The organism is uncultured Roseobacter sp. (assembly GCF_947495275.1).
In the GTDB taxonomy this organism is placed as follows: Bacteria; Pseudomonadota; Alphaproteobacteria; order Rhodobacterales; family Rhodobacteraceae; genus Roseobacter.
Window position 1 is genome coordinate 36,712 of the sequence record NZ_CANLYL010000012.1, and the last position, 22,200, is coordinate 58,911.

A 22,200-nucleotide genomic window follows, 5' to 3' on the forward strand; every position below is an offset into this window, starting at 1 on the left:
CGTTGTTCTGCGCAATGGTATCCAGCCGTCATGATCGGGGCAATGCGGCATCCCGCCGGGGGAAACCACAACATGGTGATCCCGGGTGCCGCCATTCCCTTTCAAAGATCTTGGGTGGACACAGTGTCGTGTTTTTGCGTCGCTTCCCAAGTCGCCACAAGTGCCTCGCTTTGGCCAATGAAATCAGCATCGAGAAACTTGCAGGTCACCACGCGATCCAGCCTGAAATGGCGAAGGTCTCTGCGCAATTCGCACCAGGCGACAAGCATGGCCGTATCAACATAATAGATCAGGATCAGGGGCCAGACGATGCGTTCGCTCAAGTGATCATGCACGTCCTTATAGTGCAGCGCGATCTTGTTCTCCGAGCGAATAGCGGCGCGGAGCGCGGCCATATCGACAGCAGGCGTTTCGCCCACGCCCCATGAAGAGGTGACAAGCCGCGACGTTCCGGGTGAGGCCTCAACCAGTTTCCGCGAGGCACGCCTTGCTGCCCGCCAAAGCCCGAGATCCCCTGTTCTGGCCACCAGACTGAGGCCAACAGCCACCGCGTCTGCCTCATCAACGTCGAAATTTATCGGCGGCAAATCGTAGCCCTTGCGCATCACGTACCCAATACCGGGCTCTCCGACGATCGGGGTCTGCATGGATTGCAGTGTAGCGATATCGCGGTAGATGGTGCGTTTGGACACCTCCAGCTGATCCGCCAGTTCCTGGGCGCGCAGCGGGCGCGATGCCTGGCGCAGCAATTGAATGACTTCAAAAAATCTGGATGTCTTACCCAAGAGATGACCTCTGCATTTTTTCGACGTCTATCACATCAGTACTGACACATAGATGGCAGCAGTGATCAAGTAATGCGCTCCTGAAGAACTGCCGAGGAGCGCTCCGATGATCAGACTGACAGCTACCACACGAACAACCGGGGTGTTTCTCGTGGTTGCATCGGCATTTGTCTTCAGTTCTGCGGGAGTTTTCACCAATGCCGTCGAGACGCAAGCCTGGGACATCATATTTTGGCGTGGCATTGCGGCGGCTGTCTTCACGCTTTTCTACATCGGGGCACGGGGAAAGTTGGGCAGTGAGTTCGGCGCATTTGGAAGGCCGGCGCTGCTGGTGACGGTCCTGATGGCGGCAGGCACTGCGGCCTTCATACCCGCCTTCAAGCTCAGCAGCGTGGCAAACGTGGCGCTGATCTATGCGGCGGCCCCCTTTTTTGCCGCCGGACTTTCGTGGTTGGTCATTCGGGAAGCCCCCACACGACAGGTCGTCACGGCCAGTCTGTGCGCCTTCTTCGGCGTCCTGGTGATTGTCTCGGGCTCATTGGGCAACGCGCGGTTGCTTGGCGATGGGTTGGCGCTTTTCATGACGTTGATGATGGCCGGAACCATGGTGGTGTATCGCGTTCACCCGGAGACAACCGCTGCATTGCCTGCGGCCTTATCTTCCGTGATCCTGCTGCCAGCAGCAATCGTCTTTGGTCAGCCGTTTGAAATACCAGCGGCGGAACTGCCCCATCTGATCCTTTTTGGTCTGGTCTTTGCCGTGGCCTCGGTCACCCTCTCTGAAGGCGCACGCCGCCTGCCATCTGCGGAAACGGCTCTACTATCCGCCCTGGAGGTGCCTCTGGCGCCGGTCCTCGCGTGGTTCATTCTGGTTGAGATCCCGACGCTGCGTGTCGTCATCGGCGGCGCCATCGTGTTCCTGGCCGTCCTGTGGTCACAAACCCGCAATAGCTGAAGCCGAAAACAGTCCGACAGGAACGTTTGAGTTGGGATCACTCGCCACAACCAGACGATATTCACTCACGCTACTCAAACAAAAAGGCCCCGGAAATCTCCGAGGCCTTTTCTACATTTCTGGCGATCTTTAGTGGGCGTGCTTGTTGTCCCACTCTTCCTGCTTTGGCAGGATTTCGAACGTGTGTTCTGGTGGCGGGCTGGGCAGTGTCCATTCCAGCGTGTCCGCATATTCGTTCCAGGGATTGTTCTCGGTCACCTTCTTGCCGGAGCGTAGCGTCCAGGCGATCACACCGAAAAAGAAGAGGAACGATGCAAAGCTGAGGAACGCGCCCCAAGATGACCAGGCATTCCAGTAGGCGAAGGCTTCGGGGTAGTCGATGTAGCGACGTGGCATACCCTGACGGCCCAGGAAGTGCTGCGGGAAGAAGGTCAGGTTTGCGCCGATGAACATGGTCCAGAAGTGCAGTTTGCCGGCCCATTCGGGGTACATCCGGCCTGACATCTTGGGCAGGTAGAAATAGATACCTGCGAAGATGGCGAAAACAGCGCCCAGCGACATCACATAGTGGAAGTGCGCCACAACGTAATAGGTGTCGTGGTAGTAACGGTCCACAGCGGCTTGGCTGAGCACGATGCCCGTCACACCACCTACGGTGAAGAGAAACAGGAACCCCTGCGCCCAGAGCATCGGCGTTTTGAATTCCACCGATCCGCCCCACATGGTGGCGATCCAGGAGAAAACCTTCACGCCCGTGGGCACCGCGATGACCATGGTGGCCAGCATGAAGTAGGCCTGCTGGTTGAGGGACATGCCGACGGTGTACATGTGGTGCGCCCAGACGACAAAACCCAGCGCGCCGATGGCGATGATCGCCCAGACCATCGGCAGGTAGCCAAAGATCGGTTTGCGCGCGAAGGTCGCAATCACATGGGAGATGATGCCAAAGCCGGGTAGGATGATGATATAAACCTCCGGGTGTCCGAAGAACCACAGAATGTGCTGGTAGAGCACCGGATCACCACCGCCGGCAGGGTCGAAGAAAGTGAAGCCGAAGTTGCGATCCATGAGCAGCATGGTGATGGCGCCCGCCAGAACAGGCAGGGACAGTAGAATCAGCCAGCTTGTCACAAAGATCGACCAGCTGAACAGCGGCACCTTGAAGAGCGTCATGCCCGGGGCACGCATGTTCAGGAAGGTCGTGATCATGTTGATTGCACCGAGGATCGAGGAGGCACCGGAGACGTGAACCGCGAAGATTGCGAGGTCCATGGAGAACCCGCCTTCGTTCGTGGACAGCGGCGGGTAGAGCACCCAACCGACGCCGGAGCCTGCCTGATCATTACCACCGGGGCTGAGCACAGAGCAGACCGCGAGAGTGGTGCCCGCGACATAGAGCCAGAAGCTGAGGTTGTTCATTCTGGGGAACGCCATGTCGGGCGCGCCGATTTGCAAGGGCATGAAATAATTGCCAAATCCGCCGAAAAGGGCAGGGATCACAACAAAGAACATCATCAGGATGCCGTGACCGGTGATCAGCACGTTCCACAAATGACCGTTGGGGGTACAGGCCGCGTCGCTGGCAAAGAAACGCGCGCCTTCCATGCACATGTACTGGACACCCGGGTCCATCAGTTCCAACCGCATGTAGACGGTGAAGGCCACCGAGATGAAGCCAACAAAGGCGGACACGATTAGGTAGAGAATACCGATGTCTTTGTGGTTTGTGGACATGAACCAGCGTTGGAAGAAGCTGCGTTCGTCATGGTGGTCGTGGCCGTGGATGGCTGCGTCTGCCATGCTCTTGCCTCCTGAATAGATTAGAGTGTGAGTGCAAAGCCGTTGCCGGACCTCGCACCAGAGTCTCGTTGGTTTTAGAGGGAGTTGGCGTAAGGGGCAATGATCGTAATTGACGCAGCACAAGTTATTTTTTGCCCCCTTCGGTCGGCGGGTTTGTCGCAGAGGTCAGCGACGTGGTTGCCGTTGGAGTCTCCGGCTGTTTACGGCTGATTAAACTTCCTGCGCGATCCTCTGAACTGGTGGAAGGCTCTGACCAGTACCGCGTCAGCGAGGAGACAAGACGAAATGCATACGGCTTCGCATCAACTTGTTGATAATAATACGCCTTTGGTGGATTCAAATTGCATTGAGTTTTGGAACAAGATGTCTGACCTGATGCCGGGCGTCATCTACATTTTTAATCATGAAACGATGTCGAACGAGTATTCCAACCGCTCTATTGGAGAGATTCTGGGGTACTCGCCTGAAGAAGTAATTCAAATGGGAGACAACCTCTTCACCGTTTTGGTCCATCCCGAAGATCTGGGAAAGCTCTACGCACATCTGTCCGACCTGGCCAAGCTTGCCCCCGGCGCTGTTGCGAGTTTCGAGTATCGGGTGATGGCCAGCGACGGAAGTGAGCGCTGGTTGCGCAGTGTGGATTCGGTATTTGAAACTGCAAGTGACGGATCAATGGTGCGCCATGTGGGCATCGCGCTGGATGTCACCGCTCAAAAGCAGGCGGAGTTTGCCTTGCTGGAGATCAACCAGCAACTCGAAGCACGGGTCAAAGCGCGGACAGCAGATCTGGAGATGTTGAATTCCGAGCTGGGCACCTGCATGGCGCAGCGATCTGCTGAACTGAACGAAGTCAATCAGGACCTCAAAGACCTGACCTATGTGGCGACGCATGACCTTAAGGGACCCATCAATAACCTCAGCAGTCTGACCCATATGCTAAGCGACGCTGAAAACCTCTTGCCGCCAGAACATGTGGAAACTCTGGCATGGATGAAAGATGTCTGCCATCAGGCCAGCGATAAGCTGGACGCCCTGATTTGCGTGGCACAGGCCCATTCCGGCGCATTGGAGCAATTCACGGATGTCGATATCGATGCTGCTACCGAGACGGCTCTTGTAAATCTGCATTTTCAGACCAGCAAGGCACGCGCGATCGTGTCTACGGATTTTCAGGCGCATTCGGCGTGGTTCTTGCGCCGCGAAATGGAACATCTGCTACAGTCGGTAATTGGCAACGCGATCAAGTATCAGCAACCTGGCAGGCGGCCACGCATCAATATCAAATCTCGGAAGAAACCGGGGCACGTAGAAATATCGGTTGTCGACAATGGCAGCGGGTTGGACTTGCCAAAGGATGAGCCGAAGGTCTTCGGGTTGTTCAAACGGGCCCATACCGAACCCGAAGGATCGGGCGTTTCATTATACGCGATCCGCCGAACGCTCGACCGCGTTGGCGGCAAGATCAACGTCACCAGTGAGCTCGGAAAGGGAAGCTGTTTTTCCATTTGCTTGAAAGACAGACCAGCAACGGCATGAATACAAAAACGCAAAAACTCAAACGGGTCCTCCTGGTCGATGATGACAAGGTGACCAACCTGATGCACGGCAGGATGATCAAACGTACTGGCCTGGTCGAGCAGATTGACGTGGCGACAGATGGTGTCGCGGCGCTGGAGTATCTGGATGACGTTGCTGCAAAGGGGGATGACTTGCCCGAGCTTATCCTGCTGGATATCAACATGCCACGGATGGGCGGGTTCGAATTCCTGGAGCAATACGCACAATTGCCGGATCACATCCGGTCTGCAAAGACCGTGATCATCATGTTGTCGACCTCAGCGCTGCGCACGGATCATGAGCGGGCGGTCAATGATCCAAATGTGCACCGTTTCATTTGCAAGCCCGCAAGTTCTGAAGACTTTCAGAACTTCGTGCAGGAATATCAGGATGTTATTTCATCCAACTGAAGTTTTGCTGAAATAGCACTGCGCACTGGCGCTTCTCCAAATACATCCGCGAAGCTCCGGTGCAGGGCAACGTCGATTTCCGCAAACCCCACAGGCAGGCCTAAATCGACCAGACTTGTTACGCCATGGTCACTGATTCCACACGGAACGATACCCTCAAAATGCGTCAGATCGGGCTCGACGTTGATGGAAAGCCCATGAAAGCTGATCCATTTCCGCAGTCGAATTCCTATGGCGGCGATCTTGTCCTCTGCGGCGCGCCCGTCCGGCATTGCAGTCTTATTGGGCCGTTCCACCCAAACACCGACTCGGCCCTCACGAATTTCCCCTCGGACATTGAACTGGTCCAGCGTGGCGATTACCCAGGCTTCCAGTTGTTGCACAAACCGGCGCACGTCTCGTCCCCGCTCCCCCACGTTCAACAAAACGTAGACCACGCGCTGCCCCGGGCCGTGATAGGTGTACTGGCCACCACGACGCGTGCGGTGGACGGGGAAACGTTCCGGATCGACCAGATCTCTTTCTTTAGCGCTCGTCCCCGCAGTGTAGAGAGGGGGGTGTTCCACCAGCCAGATGCATTCTGATGCTCGGCCCGCGGCTATGGCGTTGGCGCGTGTTTCCATCCAGTCCTCAGCCTGCCGGTAGTCGGTCAACCCTTCTGAGACGATCCATTCAATCACTTTGCAGGCTTTCCCTTTCAAACGCTCCTGACATCCTCAGGCCGCTTTCGCGTCTTTGAGCATATTGCGCAATATCTCTTTGTAGGCGTTTTCTCCCTGCGCACCCGTCAACAGGTATTTTCCCCCAAAGATCATGGAGGGGACACCAGATATGCCACGCGATGTCCAGAAATGCTGTTTGGTACGGACGGCCTCTGCATTTTCGCCAGATTGCAGAACTGCTTTTGCCGCTTCCGCATCCAACCCGGTTGAATGGGCAATCTGAGCGAGGGTATCAAGATTCGAAACATCCCGACCGTCGGTGAAATACGCGTAAAACAATGCCATCTTCAAAGGATGCTGCATTCCATGAGTTTCGGCCCAATCCAGCAACTGATGCGCTAGAAACGTATTCAAGATGCGGCTTTCGTCGGTGAAGTTGAATTGGATGCCAAGTTCGGCGCCAAGATCCTTTAGTCTGTTTCTGTTTTCAAGGCTCTGTTGCGGCGTTGCACCGTATTTCTCCGCCATATGGTCAGATAGTTTTTGACCCTCGGCGGGCATATCGGGGTTCAGTTCAAAGGGATACCAGCGAACTCGTGCAGTCTGTTCCATTGCTGCAAGCGCGTTTTCGAGCTGCCTGAATCCGACAATGCACCACGGGCACATGACATCTGACACAATGTCGACCTGAATGGTGTCATTCTGAGCAGTTGGTTGCGACATTGATGGTTCCAGTGCGATTTCCCGCTTCAAAAATCGGGCCTGCACTGCTAAAAAACAAGGGAAAAACCGGCAATAGCTTGCGCACTCGGGCTTCGGTCGAATCGGAACCTGTGATAGCGTCATCGCATATGTTGATTTCATTGGAGATTTTTTCATGTTTACCAAACGATTGACCGTCGCAGCATTGGCTGCATCCGTGGCAATGATGCCTGCCGCGCGGGTTGGCGCCGATGCAGGTGACTTCATCGCGGGTGCTTTGATTGGCGGTGTCGTGGGTCATGCGGTGACCAAGAATAACCAGAAGAGAAAGCAGACGCGCACTTACAGGTCGGGTATTCCGTCGACCCACGAGGGCCGTCAAATTCAGTCTTCGCTGAACTACTTCGGGTTCAACGCGGGACGTGTGGATGGTCAGCTGGGGCGTCAGTCACGCAATGCCGTCGCTTCCTATCAGGCCTATATGGGGTACCCGGCAACCGGGCAACTCAGCGCGTTCGAGCAGGATTTGTTGATCACCTCTTATAACCGCGCACAGGCCGGTGGTTATCAGACCACGCAGCTTATTGCGGCTAATCCAGAAGGCCCGCGCGGTCTGCTGAAAACTTATCGTGCGGAATTGGCGGGCCAACAGGCGCCTCAGGCACCCGTTGTCGTGGCGGCACCCCAGCCTCAGGTCGTGGCACCTCAGCCCCAAGCTGTTGTTGCGGCCCCAACGGTGACAGCCGCCGTTCAGGAACCTCAGGGCACGGCGCTTCCGAACTTCTTTGAGGGAGGTGCCCCCGAAGCGTCCCTGGCGTCGCATTGTAATACCGTATCGCTACTGACCAGTACCAATGGGTATACAACTGCGGCTTCCATGACTGACCCGACAGCAGCATTGAATGAACAGTTCTGCCTCGCGCGGACCTACGCAATCGCAAATAGTGAGGAACTGATAAGCAAAGTTGGCGGGCTGACCCCGCAGCAAATTGCGACGCAATGCGAAGGGTTTGGTCCGGTTGTCCAGCCCTACGTGGAAGGTCTGGCGCTTAAACCGCGGGATGTTGTCTCCCAAGAGGTTTCCGGTTTTGTCTTGACGTCAGGAACGTCGGCTCAGCAATTGGCGGGTACCGCCAAGATATGCATGGGTGTTGGTTATCGCACCGACAATATGACCGTTGCTTTGGGATCGGCGTTGATCCTCTATTCACTGGGCGAGACAGTCTATGGCGAGTTGATGGGCCATCACCTGGCGCTTGGCTTTGGCACACAGAAAAACGTCAATGCAGCTGGACCGTGGTACGAAGCAGCACTTGCAGCGACGGATGCGGGTGCCGACGCTGTTTTTGTTCCGGGTCAGCCTGAGCGGACGGATATCTTGCGCAAAGCCTCGCTGCAATTGGCGGGCAAGCCACCTGCGCAGGCGGGCGTCATGCCAGTCTTTTCCGTTACGGAATAGGCCCAAAGCACCTTTGTTGCTGTTGAATATTTCTTGTCGCCCCGATGAATATGTTTCGTCGGGGCGTTTTCGTGCGAATGGCTCTTCACAAGGCGGCATTGTCAGGCTAAAGACTGCTCACCTTCTAAAGCGTGCGGATGTGGCGGAATGGTAGACGCGCAGCGTTGAGGTCGCTGTGGGGTAACACCCGTGGAAGTTCGAGTCTTCTCATCCGCACCATCTGACCAAACTGGTCGAAATTCTCTGATAAAGCATTGAACGGAAACGATATTTCTGGAGTTCGAGGTCCTGTTTCGCGGTGGTAGCGGAACGGGTGGGTGAGGACCAGTTTGAGGACGGTGCGGCGCAGATCAAAACTGCCATTCTGCCATATTTTCCAAGGGTTTGCCAGAAACTGCAGCGAGAGTTCGAGTTTTTCATTGAAGTGATGGCTGTTTGAGGACGGGATCGCGGCTTTTTCGGCCAGAACCGCCCGCTGTAGCTCCATGTCGTTGTACTTTTGCTCCAGTGCGTTTGCCACGGCTGCGGAGTCGGCACCGACAATACGGTCCAGAGTTTTCTGCATGCGTGTCTCAAGGGCCTTCAGCTCTTGTTTGATCGCGCGACCTTGAGCTTTTGCCTGCGCCACGCGCGTGTCCCAAATCTTTCGGAACATCTTGCGGGCAATGGTGATCATGCTTGATGCGGGTGCAATATCTTTCAAAATATCTTCGAATGCGTTTTCGACCTGCGCGCGCGGGATGGATTTTCCATAGCTCTCGCAGGTCTTGGTCTGGCACACATAGTAGGCGTAGTGCTTGTACTTGCCCTTTGACCATGCAGAGCGGTAGGGCGCGTCGCACTCAGCGCAAAGCACCGCGCCGCGCAGGATGAAATCCTGACCGAGATCAGCGCGTTTGGTGATCTTTGCCCGGCCTGCACGCATGTCCTGAATGCGCTGGAACAGCTCTGCACTGATCAGGGGGGCGTGATGACCTTTGCGACGTGTGACGCCCCATGGTGCATGCTCCACGAAACCGGCATAGACCGAGCGTGTCAGAATGTCCGTCACACGCTGGGGACGCACGCGGCCGCCGCTGGCTTTCGGAAAAGCAGGCTGATCTTCGAGGAAGCGCTGCACCTCCGCCTGACTGGCAAACCGCCCGGTGGCAAAACCTTCGAGGGCTTCCGTGACGATGGAGGCCAGTGGTTCCTTGCGGACATAGAGCTTGCCGGGGGGGGCGACCTTGCCCCATGTGTAGCCGACGGGCGGTGGGAAGGTGTTGTAGCCGGCTTCCAGCCGCGCCTTTGTCTTTTGGATGGATTGGCGGCGATTTTGTTCGCGTTCAAGCTCACCATGTGCGGCGACAATCGTTTCATGGAACTTGCCTTCGGGTGTGTCCTCAAATTGGAAGTTCAGGCATTCGACCTGCGCACCGCGTTGTTTGAAGGCGCGACGTAGCTGGATGTGGAATTCGGTATCGCGGGCAAAGCGTTTGAGATCATCGAAGATGACGATGTAGGATTTGTCTTTTTGCGCATCGAGATAACTCAGCAGCGCGACCATGCCGGGGCGTTTCATGAAGTCACCGCCGCCGGAGACATCATCGGGAAAGACGGCTTCGACGTGGTAGCCCTGCCGCGCGGCATGATCACGACAACGGGATTCCTGACTATCGAGCCCGTGTCCTGCGGTTGCCTGTTTCGCGCCGGAAACGCGACAGTAGATGACGGCGGGTGGTTGGGGATTGGTATTTGAGTGTTGTGGCGTCACGGTTGCTCCTTCTCGTTATCGGGTGAACGGGGTGCAACTGTTTCATGCGGCGTATCTTCAGGGTGGAGTAATTTTAGCACATCGACACGCAGATCAGGAAGGTTTTCTTGCTTGTCATAAACGGCTTTCCGGTCCGGCGCATCCAGTTCAAATCCCAGATCCACGAACGCCATCATGATGCGATGCAAAGAGAGCAGAAATTCTTTCGCAGCGGCATCCGAGATGTCGACACCGTCAAGGTCATCGCGGTGCTCTTCGAACAAACGATCCTCCAGAGGCGCGTGGTGCGCAGCGTTGATCTCGTCTTGCGGTTTGTCGGCCATGGCGTGATCCTTTCTGTCAGGGGTTGAGACAAAACGGGCGCTGCCTGTGAAGCGCAGCGCCCGTTTTGACGTTTAGGTGGCCATTTCAGCGTTCCATGCCTGGGCTAGAGCGGTCGTTGCGCTGTCCCTGAAATCGCTCTGGCGTACCGCCATCGCCGCGGGCATTGCCCTGATCATGAGACTGCTGTTGAGTGCGCTCATGGCTGTGCTCGCGGCGCAGTTGAAGCGCGTGGGTGCGGGCTTCTTTGCCAAGCTCGACAACCCGCAACACTTCCGTGTCCGAGAACGAACTCGTTTCCTGCAGCTTGCCGTTTCGATCTTCATACACCTTGGCAAGATTAACCGAGTAATAGGTGTCTCCATCTCGGTTCTGGTTGGCCCAAAGCGTGGCTTTGAGCCGACCATCCCGGTAGGTGGCGAGGGGTTTGTTGGGCCTGGAATTAGGCGTAGATGTAGTGTCCATGGAAAGTCCTTTCTGTTCCTTGGTTGGGGTTTAGTGGTTTGGAAATGTCTTGTTCCGGTGCTGTGGCAGCGCTGGCTGCGAAGCAAGGCCAGAACAATCAGTGAACATATCACAGATAGGAGTATAATCTCAACAAAAAACTGTTTCCCATAAGTGTGTTAGCCATAAGTGCCGTCCCTATCGTTGGAGGCTGCGATCAAAGCTTTTTGTCAAGAACCGTGCCTCGCGTTTCTCAAAAAAAAGCCGGCTTTACTTGGCTCGCCTGCCTTTTCGCGTTGCTTGGCGGTGTCCACGCGTTCCTGCACATCGGACCATAGCCGCTCGCCGGTTCGCTTGATCTGTTCCAGCGACCGCTCCTCAGGACCGTAGGACAGGGTGAGATCGTATCCGAGCTTAAGGTGTTCTTTGACGTAGCCGTTTTCATCGCGCCCCAGAAAATTCTCTGCCACATGCGGGTAGTCTTCAGCTCTCTGAATGCGGCGCGCACAGGCGCGTCGACCCTCATCATGTCTCAGGTTGGCGACCTGCAAACGCAGAGCGTCCTGCTCTGAAATTTGCACTGCCTTGCGATGATCTAGCACACTGGTTTCAGGGCTTTTATCAACAAAATCATTGGAGAAAGACATGGATGAGCCCTCGAAAGGATTGGAGGATTACGCGCCGCTTTGCGGCGATATACGCAGACTGGTTGCGCTGGCGCAGACGCGCGGCATGACAGAGCCGGTAATTGCGCGCCTGCTGTTGGATTTGAGTTTTGAGGCGGCGCTTCACGCCGATCCGCGGGACAATTTCAATCACATCATATGGACCAATAGTGAGGCCAAATGCTTCATGGCGGATTTTCATGAAAAACTAGACCCGAAGCTGGACGACGAAGCCCTCAAAAAGGCATCGTAAAACTCAAGGCCTGAGTTTTTATTTCTGTGCTGTGGCAGTCATCTGCGCGATCTCCCGATGTAGGACCATATCCCGCCCGCATATAGCGGGTAATGTTTGTAGCTCTCGGGCATTTTTTTTGGTCACAGCCGGGCACCATTTCTGACCAAAGCGCGTGGCAATTTGCACTTTGTCGATTGGCGGGTGGTAGGGAGTGGGAAGGTAGAGTCCCGCACAATTGGGATCTTCGAAGTAAGCGGTGTGATGGGCGTAAATCGTCCCTTCGAGCCCGTCGGTCATGTTAATCATGTCACCAGAGGCCATGCGCATAACCTCATCCGCATGCAGTAACCATCGCCGTTGCAGGCTTAAATGGGTCGTCTCGTAAAGGGTTTGCTGTGTGTTAAAGAGCTTTGTAAAGGCATCACCTCCGGAAAACAGACCATGTATCGCATCGCGAAGCTCTACGGGCGCACGACTCGGTTGCATCGGGTCGTCATAGAGCAGTGTTTCTGCGCCGCCTCATCCAGAACCCAAGTCTGACGTGCCGCTTGCGGGTGACGCGATTTGAGCAGCTTGGCAGAGGCGAGGACGGATTTGATGACCGGATCCCAGCCGTCGATGTTTTCAATCGGGCACATCAAATACATCTGATATGTGCGCTCTGACGAGCAGAGATCTGCCAATGAGGCGTCAAAGGGTGCTGAAAGTGATGCCCACAGCGTGGGATCGCTCAAACAACTGACAGCGGCGCTGAGTTCCCCGATGATGCCGCGATAGCCGCGGCTGGTGTCTTCCTGCGCGCGCCACTTCCGCCTCGACGGCCACACATTCGGGAATGCCCGAGATATGCATTTCCCAGACAAAATCCAGCCAGCGCTTCCCCCTTCATTGTGCGCGACTTGATCCTCCCCCACTGAAGTAGTCCTCCGCTTTCCTAACTATACGGGTGGCCTACTTCAAAGGGGGAGGCTCAAGGTAGTTACGGATTTTGAAGTGGGCATTGATACTTTGATTGTGAACGATCAGACATTGTCTGATATCGCAGTTGAAGATTTGCATGCTGACTTCACGCCTTCGGAAAATGGTACAGGTGATCTTGTAATTAGTTTCGGCGGCATTCATTCCGAGACACTAATTGGGCTTAGCGAAACAGATTTCTTTATCTGACCAAACGGCCTCGCGCATACCGTGAGCCCATAGCGTGGAACTGAAGCGCCATGTCGGTCTTAGACGGCATCGATAATAGTTTTGTGGGTACCGTTCTGCCCATGTTCAAGACATGGCTTGACACTTGATCCGGATGCTTTCGCACCTCCAAGGTGGTTGATGGATTTGCTGAAATCACGTGGGTAGACAAGGAAGCGATTGCGGTTAAAGCTGTGCTCTGACAAAACTCTGCCGTTGTCGTTCTAATGACCTGCGAAAGAACTCTTATCTATGATCCAAGAACCAGTGCACGGGGCGCCGCCAGATGATCGACACGCCTTCTGGAACCAATTCTATGCCAGCTCCGCAGGGTCGTGGCAGTTATCTTTGCCCTCACAATTTGCGGCATTTGTGGCAAATGAGATCGACCGACAGGCACATGTTGTCGACATCGGATGCGGAAATGCCCGCGACAGTTTTTTCTTTGCACGCCATGGATTTAAAGTGACCGGATTGGACGCGTCAGAGGCCGCAGTGGCGCTCGCGCGAAAACATGCGGAGATTCAGGGTGGTGGTGATGTCGAATTTTTCAGAACAAACCTCCAAGATGATCAGGTGCAACGTGTGCTATCAAATCGGCGAGCAAAAGCGGTCTGTGTCTATGCCCGCTTCTTTTTGCACGCGATTACCGAGGACGAAGAAGATGCGCTGATCGACGCCCTACACAATGGGTGCGAACCGGGAGACATTGTCGCGTTTGAATACCGAACGCTGGCAGATCAAGAGACGAGAAAAGTCGCCGCACCGCATTTTCGCCGTTACCTCACTTCGGAAGAGTTAGATAAAAAGATGGAACAGCGCCACTTCCTCAAGCGCTATGGGATCGAAGGTGTTGGGTTCGCTAAGTACAAGTCAGAAGACGCAGTTGTCGCTCGCACAATCTACGAAAGGCAAGAATGATAAAAGCGGAGGTTAGCAAGCAACTCGCAGCACTTCGAACTCACATCTTTGAGCATGCCGCTGCCCAAACTGCACTACCGCGCCCACGCAAAACGCGGCTGGCGGTGGAAGCGCTGGAAGATTCTGTTCGGCGTTTGGAAAACCCGGCGTTATTTGACGATTGGGAGGAAACCTACGTCCTGCTTTGCTGTCACCGACGGCTCAAACCCGCACGGACGCATGGCAGACTCAAACGGATGGAAGAACGTTATGTGAGCAAGGGCCAGAAGGATCGGTTCGTGGCGTTTTTTGAACGTGTCAAACAGACCCTGCACCCTGACTTTGTAACGCCGCATGGCTACAACAAGACATTCGGGGAAATGGCCGCCGATGACATATTCTCGAGGCTTGATGATGCAATGGCACCTGTTCTTGAGCTGGGGAAACCAGTAATTCTATATGCTGGTGCGCTGTTGGGATATGTTCGTGAAGGTCGGCTGATCGACCATGATGATGACATCGATTTCGCGGTGCATCTGGGAGAGACCACACTCGAAGAAATACCTGAAAAATGGGCACTTTACCAAAGAAGCCTATTGGAAGGCGGCTGTCTGGACACCGGGTCATCGACTCGAGGCTCACCAATATTCAAGGTGGAAAACAGTCTGGGAATAGATATTGATTTGTTTCCTGCATGGGCAGAAAATGGACACTATAGTGTCTACCCTTACTCGCTCAACGCTTTGCCGGAGAACGCAATTTTTCCACTCAAGTCATTGAATAATGGGCGGATAATGCTGCCCCACGACGCACCAGCATTACTAGCCCAAAGTTATGGCGAAAACTGGCGAGTACCTGATCCTCTTTTTCATTTCGACTGGCCAACCGCACGCCGCAAATTTGCGCCCCTGCTTCAACGCGACTTCAGTGTGAAATGACAAATCCAGCCTTAGCTGTTCGATAGCCGCCATTCATAGGGAAAGGCGACAACACGGAGGCGAGCCTGTTGATTGTTCAATATTCGGAACTTTTTGCGTTGGCCGCGTAGCGCAAAATGAAGTTGCCAGCGTGTTTGCAAAAAATGCCAGGATAGTCCAGAATTTCATTTGAATTGGGTCGCTTCTGCAACGTCGGACCCAAGCCCAACAGGTCATTGTTCTCGCACCTCACGTCCTCAAACCCGATCTGATCCTGTTCTAGATCATGGACGTGGTGAACACAGGGCCGATCAAACTGCGCATTCTTAACGGCGTCGGTTGTTGGCTTTGCGCATTTGGATTGTCTGATCTATTTCGCGCCGGTTACACAACTCCATGTAAGCCGCCTTACGTCGTTCCGACTCTTCTTTGCGCAAAGCGTCTGCGGTTGCTGCGGGGCTGCCCGCTACCTGATGCCCTAAGATGTTCGTATAGTAAGGAGGCGTTGGGTACTGATCCAGGGTCTCACCTTTCATGATTGCAATCGGAAATTCGCATATTTAACGCGCAAAGATCGGATGGTCTTGTGTGCGAACTGCTCGATTCGAGCGCAGCTCATCAAATCTGTCGCGATCTTTCGCCAGTTCAGCCTCCCATTTGGAGAGGGCAGGCTGCATCTGTTCAGCGATCCACATCTTCGTTTCATCAACGGAGCGGTACGTTTTCGAGTTGCCTAGCTTTTCACGGGCGTCTTTGGTTTTGACCCCCGCCCATTTTGGCACCGCATAGATCTCACCCTGGGCATCAAGGGCGACATGGCCGCGCCGATCCCCGCGCGCCAGAAAGTAGCCTTTCTCTTCCAGCGCGTGCGCAAAGGCAGCGGCATTGTCCGAGACCTGCCACGCTTCCTGAAACACCCGCTTGATTGCCCGCGCATCCTTTCCCGCCCGTTTCGCCTGTTGCCATTCCGAAAGATCGAAGTTGGTTGGATTGCGGTTTTCGCGGTCTTGCAGACCCTCTGGCAAGCGCCAGCCATGGTGCAAAAACAGATCCTTTGAAAGCTCGGTTAATCGGTTGTGGTAGAAGGGCAGATTGATCGCCTTCATCTCCTGCACGTCAATCCGTGACCAGACCGCATGAGCATGCCGCCGCCCGTTTTTCTCGTGAAAGACGATGGCGCGGGGCTGGCCGCTCAGCCCAAGACGTTTCTCAATATCTGCAACTGCCGCCTCGAATGCGGCGACGGGAACTTGTTCTGTTTCGGGCGGGCTGAGACTGAGGGAAAACAGAAACTGTTTGCACTGTGTGCCCTTGGCGATGGCATCGGTCTCCTGCATCGCGCCGCGCAGGGTCTCGGACGAAAACCCGCGCAACTCGTGCAGTTCGACATGATCATTTTCAATCATGTTTGACAGATGCGCCGCCAGTTTGAGACCGCCGCCGCGTTGGTTGCCATTCAGGATCATGGGGATTCCACATCGTCATATCCCAGCGCGCGCATCACTTCCGCTTTCACAGCCAAGACGGCGGCGCAGGCGTTCAACAGCTCCTCTTCGGTTTCCGGCGTCACGGGCAGGGCACCTGATTTTGCGGCCTCTGCAAGTTCCCGAAAACTGCCCGCCACCTGCATGGCCCCGAGCATCCCGAGCACCTGAGCCAAGGCGACATGGTCCCGCACAGGCAACGCCCGCGCGGAGGGCTTTGGTTTCCCCTTCGCGTCAAATATCCGGCTCTTAATGTAGCGGCTCAACGACATGCCGCCAGCCGCCTGTTCTAAAGCCGCCCGTTCGGCTGCATTCAACCGCAATGACAGCGGCGCGGCGCGTTTGTTTTTGCGGATCTTCGGCGTCGCTGCTGCGGCGTTGAAATCATCCGAGCTTTGGCGGGGTTTGGACGCGGGACTCATGCGCCTGGCTCCGGCACATTTGAAGAGCAATTCGAACTGTCTGAGGTCAGGTCAGTTTGCCCGCCATTGTTGGCATCCGATGCCTCCGCAAGGATCGTCTCAATTCGACAAGAAGCTTCCGGATCGGCGGCCAATAGTTCCGACCAACTCTCCAATTGCCCCAAAACTTCTGGCGCAGAAAACGGTTCTAGGTTATTCTTCTCCACTGCACCAGATTTTCCAATACCACTATTACTTATCAATAATTTATTGGATTTCGATTGAGTTTCAATCCACCTTTATTTCCACTATCATTCGATGGAATTTTAGCCTTCTGAGTTGCTTGGGTTCGGGCGTCGAGTTTCAGCTTGATTGGCGGATACTTTACATTCCGGCTTAGATTAGCAAAACACTGCTCCGTTCGGCCGGACAATTGGACAATACCTGACAAAACCTCACCTCCAGAAATGCCCTGACTGCGAAAGTCGCTCAGGCCAAACTTGATGCAGAACGTCGCATTCACCTTAAGAAGCGTTTGGCCCGGTCAAATTAGATGTTTTTTGCAGCAGGCGTAATTGACCAAGGCCCGCTGTGAGTCCAAGTTGCTTCTTTTCTTCGTGGTAGCGTAAGTCTGCTTCGTAAAAGAGGGCGAGTAATGAAGATCATGTGTTTGAACGGTTGGGGCGGCAAACTGCACGAAGAGCTTCTGCCTTACCTTGAGACTACAGCCCCCGAAATTCTGTGCCTTCAGGAGGTCGTGAATAGCCCCGAGACCGAGAAAGACTGGCTGACCTATCGCGACGGCGATCACATACTTCCGCAAAGGGCGAACTTCTTTCGGGATGTGCGGCGTGCATTACCAGAACACGTAGCAGTTTTTTGCCCGGCAGCGCAGGGTGTCCTATGGGACGAAGCGCGATCCGTCCCGTCACAATGGGGCCTCGCGACTTTCGTGCATCGTTCTTTGCCCATTGTCGGACAGGTCCAGGCTTTTGTGCACAAAGATTTCTCGCCGTCCGGATACGGAGAACATCCAAGGTCGCGCAGCGCTCACGGCTTTCGTGTTTTTGACTATAACGCGAACCGACCCGTGAGCGTGACCCACATGCATGGACTGCGGGATCTGAATGGCAAGATGGACACGCCTGAACGTTTGGCACAGGCACAAAGGTTGCTGAATCTCTCACGCCAGGTGTCCGAACCGGATGACCTGAAGGTGATCTGTGGTGACTTCAATGTTGAGCCGGATAGTCAAACGCTCTCGATCCTTTCCCAAGTTGGCATGTTTGAGCTGGTGACCGGGCGAGGCTTCAACGGCACTCGAAACTCCCACTACAAAAAACCGAGGCGGTACGCCGACTATATGCTCATCAATCGAGAGCAGGAGGTGAAGAGCTTCGATGTAATCTACAACCCCGAGGTCTCGGATCACTGCCCTCTGATATTGGAACTGTAGCCAAAGGCCAAAAGCCGACATTGGCCCGACCGCAGTGAATTCACATTGTCCGCGTTACCGGCGTCAACAATGGGCCCAAAGTGCGGGTGCTGCGGGATAATTGATGTCGGTTTCCCACTCTCGAGGCACTTTGCAGGGGAGATTTTTACAACGCCTCTATAGCCACTACAATAATTTATGGTTCGCTACTTCTGTGCCGCAGAATGTAATGATTTTTCATCGAGATGGCTGAGCATTAATCCGATTCATTCTCGTTTGCTCAACACGCGATAAACAGGTGGGTCGGTCGCCGTAACGTGTAGGTAGGGATGATCAGAGGGAACAATCATCTTCTGCATCCACTTGTCCTGAAACGATTTCTTGAGTTCGATGTTTCGGTCGAGTAAGCGATCAAGCAGCGCGGGAACCGTTATCTGTTCATCATCGGTAGATACAAACGCTCCTTCAAAATCTGCATTGTGCACATTATCAGCCCCTTTAAAATTCGCGCCCAACAATACCGCCGAACGAAAACTCGCATCCACGAGATTTGCCTCTTGAAAATTTGCGTTGTTAAGGACGGTGTAGTCAAATCTTGCCCTACCTTCAGATTGCCAATCCGTCGATGTACAAGCATTAGAATGGGACGTCGCTATGGCCGCGCGCTTAGTTCTCGTAATGTCAACGCCTGGTGTTTCGCCTTCTGTCTCAGCTGTTCCATCTATCAATGAGTTCGAGCCAGATCGCAGGTACATCACTGCTGCCACAGCGGCCTAACCTTATGGCCACTGGCACTCGCACGTCCAGCACAGAGGCCAGCGGTTTCGAGGGGGCCAAACCTAAGTTTGGAGCACGCTGGATTTGGAAACCGCGTTCCTGGGGAAATTAGAGAATTTCCAGTTCTCTGAGTTCCTCTTCATAGACGTAGTCGAAGTGATCTTGATCCAAGCCAAACCGTTCTCTGAACTTTGCCAGCGCTTCTGCTGGTGGGGTATTGGATTGCAAACCGGGCGGGGAGTTCAGGACCTTTAAACAATCGTTCTCCGAAACATTGAGGACGTCTTGTAAAAAGTCAGGAAGGAAGTGGGTAAGTTCCTCTGAATTCCAAACGTATAGTTCGTTGCCGTCAAAGACTCCGGATAAAACCACATCTATCAGTGGGCGCCACGTCGCGGACATTGCGCGTTCGGAATTTGAGGCAACGTATTTTTGGTGGTGAAACAAGTAAGAAAGGTGGTCTGTCAGGAACAGGTGGAAACACACTTTGTGCTCAACAAAGATGTGTTGAAGTTGTTTGAGCTTGTAGGCCAGTTGCAATCCTTTGCCGATGCAATTCAAAGGAATACCGGGGAAGATCATCCGTGGTCTTGAAAGCAACAGATTGTGGCCGGCCATCTGTCTAGGAAATTGGGTGACCGGGATGGAGGCATTGTCTACCGCGTCGCGCAGTTCCCGGCGATAAATCTGTGCTGTGACATATCTTACATCAGTGTTTTGCGCGTTCAGTATATTCTGTGTGAAAAGGCTTTCGAAAAGGTCCTCGACAACGCTGTCAATGCCGAGGTGCACGTGCAGCTCACGACGGTCCGGTGGCATCAAGACTGCCCCATTTGTTGAGCGGCCAGTTTGCAGGCGGCGAAAATTTCGAATTCGTTGGCCCAGAACCGCCTCAGACTTTCACTGGCGCGCTCACTGAAGCTGCAGGTTGGATTGGGGGCGTGGTTCCTGTCTGCCAATGATCCGGAAGCGGAAGAAAGGCCCAAAGCGCTCATGATCTTGTCGAGATTTGCGTCTATCTTTTCGGTCTCGCAACACATCAGGATGTTGTTCGCCTCCAGTTCATATCGAAGGGCGTCTGGAGAGTGAAGAAAGTGGGCATAATTATGCTTGAGATGAAATATGGATGACATGGCAAATCTGGCAGCGGACTTCAGGTGCTCGTCGTTCGCATAGAGGGCTTCGGCAAGCGCAACCGGTGTTTTGAAAAAAGAAAATGCGACGGCTTCTGCCGTGGTCCAGGTCACATCGTAAGTCGGGCGCCCCTGACGAAGGCGGGCATTAAATCCAGATATGAACCGGTCTTGCGGATCACGGAAGAAAAACACCAGTTTTCTCTTTCTTCCGAACTTTTTTATGGTGCTGATCAAGGTATCGCCGTGACTGCCCAGTGTTAGATTTTCAGGCGCATCCGACGCTGCCGCGGCGAGCGATTTCAAGAAGGTTCCCCCGGTTTTCCCTATATGCAAGAAAACCGTTTGATCTGCGGTTTTAGGGGCGTGCGAGGATGACCATGTTGCTTCAACGGAACGCTGAGGGATGGGGTTCTCCCGGCTTTCCAGAAGTGACGATCCGAGTTTTGCCCATAATTTTTCCAGGTCGGATTGATAGCTGGCATACATCATATCTCTTTGCTCAGTGGAGAAAATCTGCGTGTCCCATGTATCGCCCAACCGCGATAAAGCGTTAAAATCGCGTCTTTCCAATAAGATCGATACGATCTCATCTTCGGCGGGGCGCATATTCTGGGGGCGTCGGTTCAGCTTGGTTTCATTCCAATCCGGCCAACCGGATGCGATTTTCAGAAACCTTTTGGGATTATCCTTCAGGTGGTCGAATTCTCTCACGACAAGTTTGGCCTTTGGAAAAACCGCGGTGATATCGTCAATAACATCCGTCCATGTTCGCGACGCCTGACAAAGGGCGCCAAGTTTCGTTTTACTCGGGAACGGCATGTCGCTTCTTGAAAGTGAAAACAGGATGGCCGAGGTCCAAAAGTCACCCAGTTCCCTGATGGACAACATGACGACATCCGGTTGGAAGATCGTGCTTAACCTTTCCAGATTACTTTTTGCATTTGGATAGAGCGTGCCTGTCTGAATGTTGTGTTCCATCGTGCCCAACAGGTTTTCTTCGCTGATGACGAGTTTCCCTGTGGGCGAGGGGGATCGCCGTTCCAACGTCAGGGCGACGGCCTGTGGAATGGAGTTTGTTCGGCTTTCGGGCGGGCACAGAAATTCGATCTCATTTGAGTTCAGGGTGCCGGTGTTCTCGTGCAGAAACCGCTGGAGCGAAGTTGTGCCCGTTCGGTGTGCGCCAATGTGCAGAATTGACCTAGCCATCGTGCCACTCACCTTCCCTTTTCCGATCCTTTGTACAAAGCGCGGCGACAAGCGAAAGCGGCCTGATGCAAAAAAATCGGACTGTAGTGTTTTCGCAGTGGTTCATGGGAGTTGGTTGTTGATGGCTAATTGTAATGTAGAACGCCCGGAAGGCTCGCGTTCACGTTAGCACAAATGCGATGTCAGCGTCTTTCATTGGAAAATAATCGGGTTCAATCGGATCATGAGTCCAGAAGTCGTTTGTTATTCCTTGTCATTGGGTTGTTGAGAGGACGGAGGGGCATTTGTGTATTCCCGCCTCTGCGGTGACGACAACTGATCTATGTAGTCCGTTCGCCTGACCGCCCATTGCCCGTGTTGGTCGGCATGAACGAGATCGAAATTTGCCGATTTGCAAAACTCGCGTACCGCGAGATAGACCTCCGAGATTTCTCCCTCATCGCTCAGCCACATATCGTCCCCCATGATCGTGCCGTTGGGCAATAAGCATCGTTCGATTTCGCGCAGGTCCTCGATCACGGCCTGAAAGCTATGATTGGCGTCAAGATAGGCCCAGCCCAAAAATGGTTTCTCATGTGTTTGCAGCCAGTGGGCGCCAAAGTCTTCAATCACGATGCATCGCGAGTCGGCAGTCTCGGCGCGCCAGATTGCCGCCTCCTTCGCGGCTTGGGTGCTCAAAGATATCTGTGCGGTGTAACTCCCCCAATTGGGAAAGTGAGACCCATGCAGCTTCGCCCATGGATCGACGAGGTAGATGCATTTGGAAGGGATTTCCTCTGCAAGCACATCCGCGAACAGGCCGGTGAACACACCGATTTCAGCCCCTATTGAATGTTTTGGCGCATGTCGCAGGACGGCCTTGCGGACACCGAGACGATGCCGCCCGTGCCTTTCGACCGTCCTCAGTTCCGGGTATTTGTCATATAGCGCTTGCATGCGGCCCAAACTCTGTGTCGTTGCTGTCGCGTCCAGCAGGTGTCGAATTGATAGAAGAGAATTCTGGCGCTAAAT

24 protein-coding genes, 1 tRNA gene and 1 pseudogene are annotated in these 22,200 nt (G+C 54.2%); 10 read left to right on the forward strand and 16 right to left on the reverse strand.

Annotated elements, in window-relative coordinates; translation table 11 throughout:
- Window positions 1–101: 101 nt before the first annotated feature.
- Entirely contained in the window at window positions 102–785 is a 684-nt protein-coding gene (locus Q0802_RS19045; RefSeq protein WP_298921250.1) for a YafY family protein, read from the reverse strand.
- A gap of 106 nt (window positions 786–891) precedes the next feature.
- Between Q0802_RS19045 and Q0802_RS19050 the strand changes: the two genes are divergently transcribed.
- On the forward strand, window positions 892–1,740 hold the full coding sequence (locus Q0802_RS19050; RefSeq protein WP_298921251.1) for a DMT family transporter: 849 nt from the start codon (window positions 892–894) through the stop codon (window positions 1,738–1,740).
- A gap of 129 nt (window positions 1,741–1,869) precedes the next feature.
- Here Q0802_RS19050 and ctaD read toward each other — a convergent pair whose 3' ends face one another.
- Window positions 1,870–3,540 carry a cytochrome c oxidase subunit I gene (ctaD, locus tag Q0802_RS19055; RefSeq protein WP_298921252.1) on the reverse strand — a complete coding sequence of 557 codons (1,671 nt, stop codon included), beginning with the start codon at window positions 3,538–3,540 and terminating at the stop codon, window positions 1,870–1,872.
- 363 nt (window positions 3,541–3,903) lie between these two features.
- On the opposite strand from ctaD, the gene Q0802_RS19060 reads away from it, so the two are divergent.
- Together Q0802_RS19060 and Q0802_RS19065 are read left to right on the forward strand one after the other, a co-directional pair.
- The gene (locus tag Q0802_RS19060) at window positions 3,904–5,076 is read left to right on the forward strand and encodes an ATP-binding protein (RefSeq protein ID WP_298921254.1); all 1,173 of its coding nucleotides are present in this window, start codon (window positions 3,904–3,906) and stop codon (window positions 5,074–5,076) included.
- Window positions 5,073–5,507 carry a response regulator gene (locus tag Q0802_RS19065; RefSeq protein ID WP_298921256.1) on the forward strand — a complete coding sequence of 145 codons (435 nt, stop codon included), beginning with the start codon at window positions 5,073–5,075 and terminating at the stop codon, window positions 5,505–5,507. Before Q0802_RS19060 ends, Q0802_RS19065 begins: the two co-directional genes overlap by 4 nt.
- Here Q0802_RS19065 and lipB read toward each other — a convergent pair.
- Together lipB and Q0802_RS19075 are read right to left on the reverse strand one after the other, a co-directional pair.
- Window positions 5,483–6,208, reverse strand: a complete 726-nt coding sequence (gene lipB / locus Q0802_RS19070; protein WP_298921258.1) for a lipoyl(octanoyl) transferase LipB — start codon at window positions 6,206–6,208, stop codon at window positions 5,483–5,485. The genes Q0802_RS19065 and lipB overlap by 25 nt on opposite strands.
- Window positions 6,209–6,223: 15 nt before the next feature.
- Window positions 6,224–6,892 (reverse strand): DsbA family oxidoreductase, encoded by a 669-nt coding sequence (locus Q0802_RS19075; protein WP_298921259.1) that lies wholly within the window; start codon window positions 6,890–6,892, stop codon window positions 6,224–6,226.
- A gap of 154 nt (window positions 6,893–7,046) precedes the next feature.
- Here Q0802_RS19075 and Q0802_RS19080 point away from each other — a divergent pair, with 154 nt between their 5' ends.
- Window positions 7,047–8,330 carry a peptidoglycan-binding domain-containing protein gene (locus Q0802_RS19080; RefSeq protein ID WP_298921262.1) on the forward strand — a complete coding sequence of 428 codons (1,284 nt, stop codon included), beginning with the start codon at window positions 7,047–7,049 and terminating at the stop codon, window positions 8,328–8,330.
- A 133-nt stretch (window positions 8,331–8,463) separates the two neighbouring features.
- A tRNA-Leu gene (locus tag Q0802_RS19085) sits at window positions 8,464–8,549 on the forward strand.
- A gap of 496 nt (window positions 8,550–9,045) precedes the next feature.
- Here Q0802_RS19085 and Q0802_RS19090 read toward each other — a convergent pair.
- From Q0802_RS19090 to Q0802_RS19105, 4 genes and pseudogenes are all read right to left on the reverse strand, one after another.
- Window positions 9,046–10,083: pseudogene (locus Q0802_RS19090) on the reverse strand (recombinase family protein); the annotation flags it as partial.
- Window positions 10,080–10,406, reverse strand: coding sequence for a hypothetical protein (locus tag Q0802_RS19095; protein WP_298921263.1), 327 nt, complete (start codon window positions 10,404–10,406; stop codon window positions 10,080–10,082). The gene Q0802_RS19095 and the pseudogene Q0802_RS19090, both read right to left, overlap by 4 nt.
- 85 nt (window positions 10,407–10,491) lie before the next feature.
- Window positions 10,492–10,869 (reverse strand): hypothetical protein, encoded by a 378-nt coding sequence (locus Q0802_RS19100; protein ID WP_298921265.1) that lies wholly within the window; start codon window positions 10,867–10,869, stop codon window positions 10,492–10,494.
- 209 nt (window positions 10,870–11,078) lie between these two features.
- A complete protein-coding gene (locus Q0802_RS19105; RefSeq protein ID WP_298921266.1) occupies window positions 11,079–11,495 on the reverse strand; it encodes a hypothetical protein in 417 nt (138 codons plus the stop codon).
- Here Q0802_RS19105 and Q0802_RS19110 point away from each other — a divergent pair.
- A complete protein-coding gene (locus tag Q0802_RS19110) occupies window positions 11,494–11,766 on the forward strand; it encodes a hypothetical protein (protein WP_298921268.1) in 273 nt (90 codons plus the stop codon). The two genes, Q0802_RS19105 and Q0802_RS19110, sit on opposite strands and share 2 nt — an antisense overlap.
- A gap of 18 nt (window positions 11,767–11,784) precedes the next feature.
- On the opposite strand, the gene Q0802_RS19115 is transcribed toward Q0802_RS19110, so the two are convergent.
- Together Q0802_RS19115 and Q0802_RS19120 are read right to left on the reverse strand one after the other, a co-directional pair.
- Window positions 11,785–12,234 (reverse strand): hypothetical protein, encoded by a 450-nt coding sequence (locus tag Q0802_RS19115; RefSeq protein ID WP_298921270.1) that lies wholly within the window; start codon window positions 12,232–12,234, stop codon window positions 11,785–11,787.
- On the reverse strand, window positions 12,210–12,575 hold the full coding sequence (locus Q0802_RS19120; RefSeq protein WP_298921272.1) for a hypothetical protein: 366 nt from the start codon (window positions 12,573–12,575) through the stop codon (window positions 12,210–12,212). The genes Q0802_RS19115 and Q0802_RS19120 overlap by 25 nt, the downstream gene beginning before the upstream one ends.
- Before the next feature lie 166 nt (window positions 12,576–12,741).
- Here Q0802_RS19120 and Q0802_RS19125 point away from each other — a divergent pair, with 166 nt between their 5' ends.
- The 3 genes from Q0802_RS19125 to Q0802_RS19135 all read left to right on the forward strand — a co-directional run bounded on the left by Q0802_RS19125 (window position 12,742) and on the right by Q0802_RS19135 (window position 14,771).
- Entirely contained in the window at window positions 12,742–12,915 is a 174-nt protein-coding gene (locus Q0802_RS19125) for a hypothetical protein (protein ID WP_298921274.1), read from the forward strand.
- 270 nt (window positions 12,916–13,185) lie between these two features.
- Window positions 13,186–13,854 carry a class I SAM-dependent methyltransferase gene (locus Q0802_RS19130; RefSeq protein WP_298921276.1) on the forward strand — a complete coding sequence of 223 codons (669 nt, stop codon included), beginning with the start codon at window positions 13,186–13,188 and terminating at the stop codon, window positions 13,852–13,854.
- A complete protein-coding gene (locus Q0802_RS19135; RefSeq protein WP_298921278.1) occupies window positions 13,851–14,771 on the forward strand; it encodes a hypothetical protein in 921 nt (306 codons plus the stop codon). Before Q0802_RS19130 ends, Q0802_RS19135 begins: the two co-directional genes overlap by 4 nt.
- A 539-nt stretch (window positions 14,772–15,310) precedes the next feature.
- On the opposite strand, the gene Q0802_RS19140 is transcribed toward Q0802_RS19135, so the two are convergent.
- Complete coding sequence (locus tag Q0802_RS19140) at window positions 15,311–16,216, reverse strand: relaxase/mobilization nuclease domain-containing protein (RefSeq protein ID WP_298921280.1); 906 nt, start codon at window positions 16,214–16,216, stop codon at window positions 15,311–15,313.
- Window positions 16,213–16,656, reverse strand: coding sequence for a hypothetical protein (locus Q0802_RS19145; RefSeq protein WP_298921282.1), 444 nt, complete (start codon window positions 16,654–16,656; stop codon window positions 16,213–16,215). Before Q0802_RS19145 ends, Q0802_RS19140 begins: the two co-directional genes overlap by 4 nt.
- 634 nt (window positions 16,657–17,290) lie before the next feature.
- Between Q0802_RS19145 and Q0802_RS19150 the strand changes: the two genes are divergently transcribed.
- Window positions 17,291–18,091: an endonuclease/exonuclease/phosphatase family protein gene (locus Q0802_RS19150; RefSeq protein ID WP_298921284.1), complete on the forward strand. Its 801-nt coding sequence runs from the start codon at window positions 17,291–17,293 to the stop codon at window positions 18,089–18,091.
- A gap of 245 nt (window positions 18,092–18,336) precedes the next feature.
- Here the strand turns inward: Q0802_RS19150 and Q0802_RS19155 are convergent, their stop codons facing one another.
- From Q0802_RS19155 to Q0802_RS19170, 4 genes are all read right to left on the reverse strand, one after another.
- On the reverse strand, window positions 18,337–18,837 hold the full coding sequence (locus Q0802_RS19155; RefSeq protein ID WP_298921285.1) for a pentapeptide repeat-containing protein: 501 nt from the start codon (window positions 18,835–18,837) through the stop codon (window positions 18,337–18,339).
- A 118-nt stretch (window positions 18,838–18,955) separates the two neighbouring features.
- Window positions 18,956–19,666, reverse strand: coding sequence for a hypothetical protein (locus Q0802_RS19160; RefSeq protein WP_298921287.1), 711 nt, complete (start codon window positions 19,664–19,666; stop codon window positions 18,956–18,958).
- Entirely contained in the window at window positions 19,666–20,472 is an 807-nt protein-coding gene (locus tag Q0802_RS19165; protein ID WP_298921289.1) for a sulfotransferase family 2 domain-containing protein, read from the reverse strand. The genes Q0802_RS19160 and Q0802_RS19165 overlap by 1 nt, the downstream gene beginning before the upstream one ends.
- 960 nt (window positions 20,473–21,432) lie before the next feature.
- Window positions 21,433–22,125, reverse strand: coding sequence for a class I SAM-dependent methyltransferase (locus Q0802_RS19170; protein ID WP_298921291.1), 693 nt, complete (start codon window positions 22,123–22,125; stop codon window positions 21,433–21,435).
- Window positions 22,126–22,200: the final 75 nt, after the last annotated feature.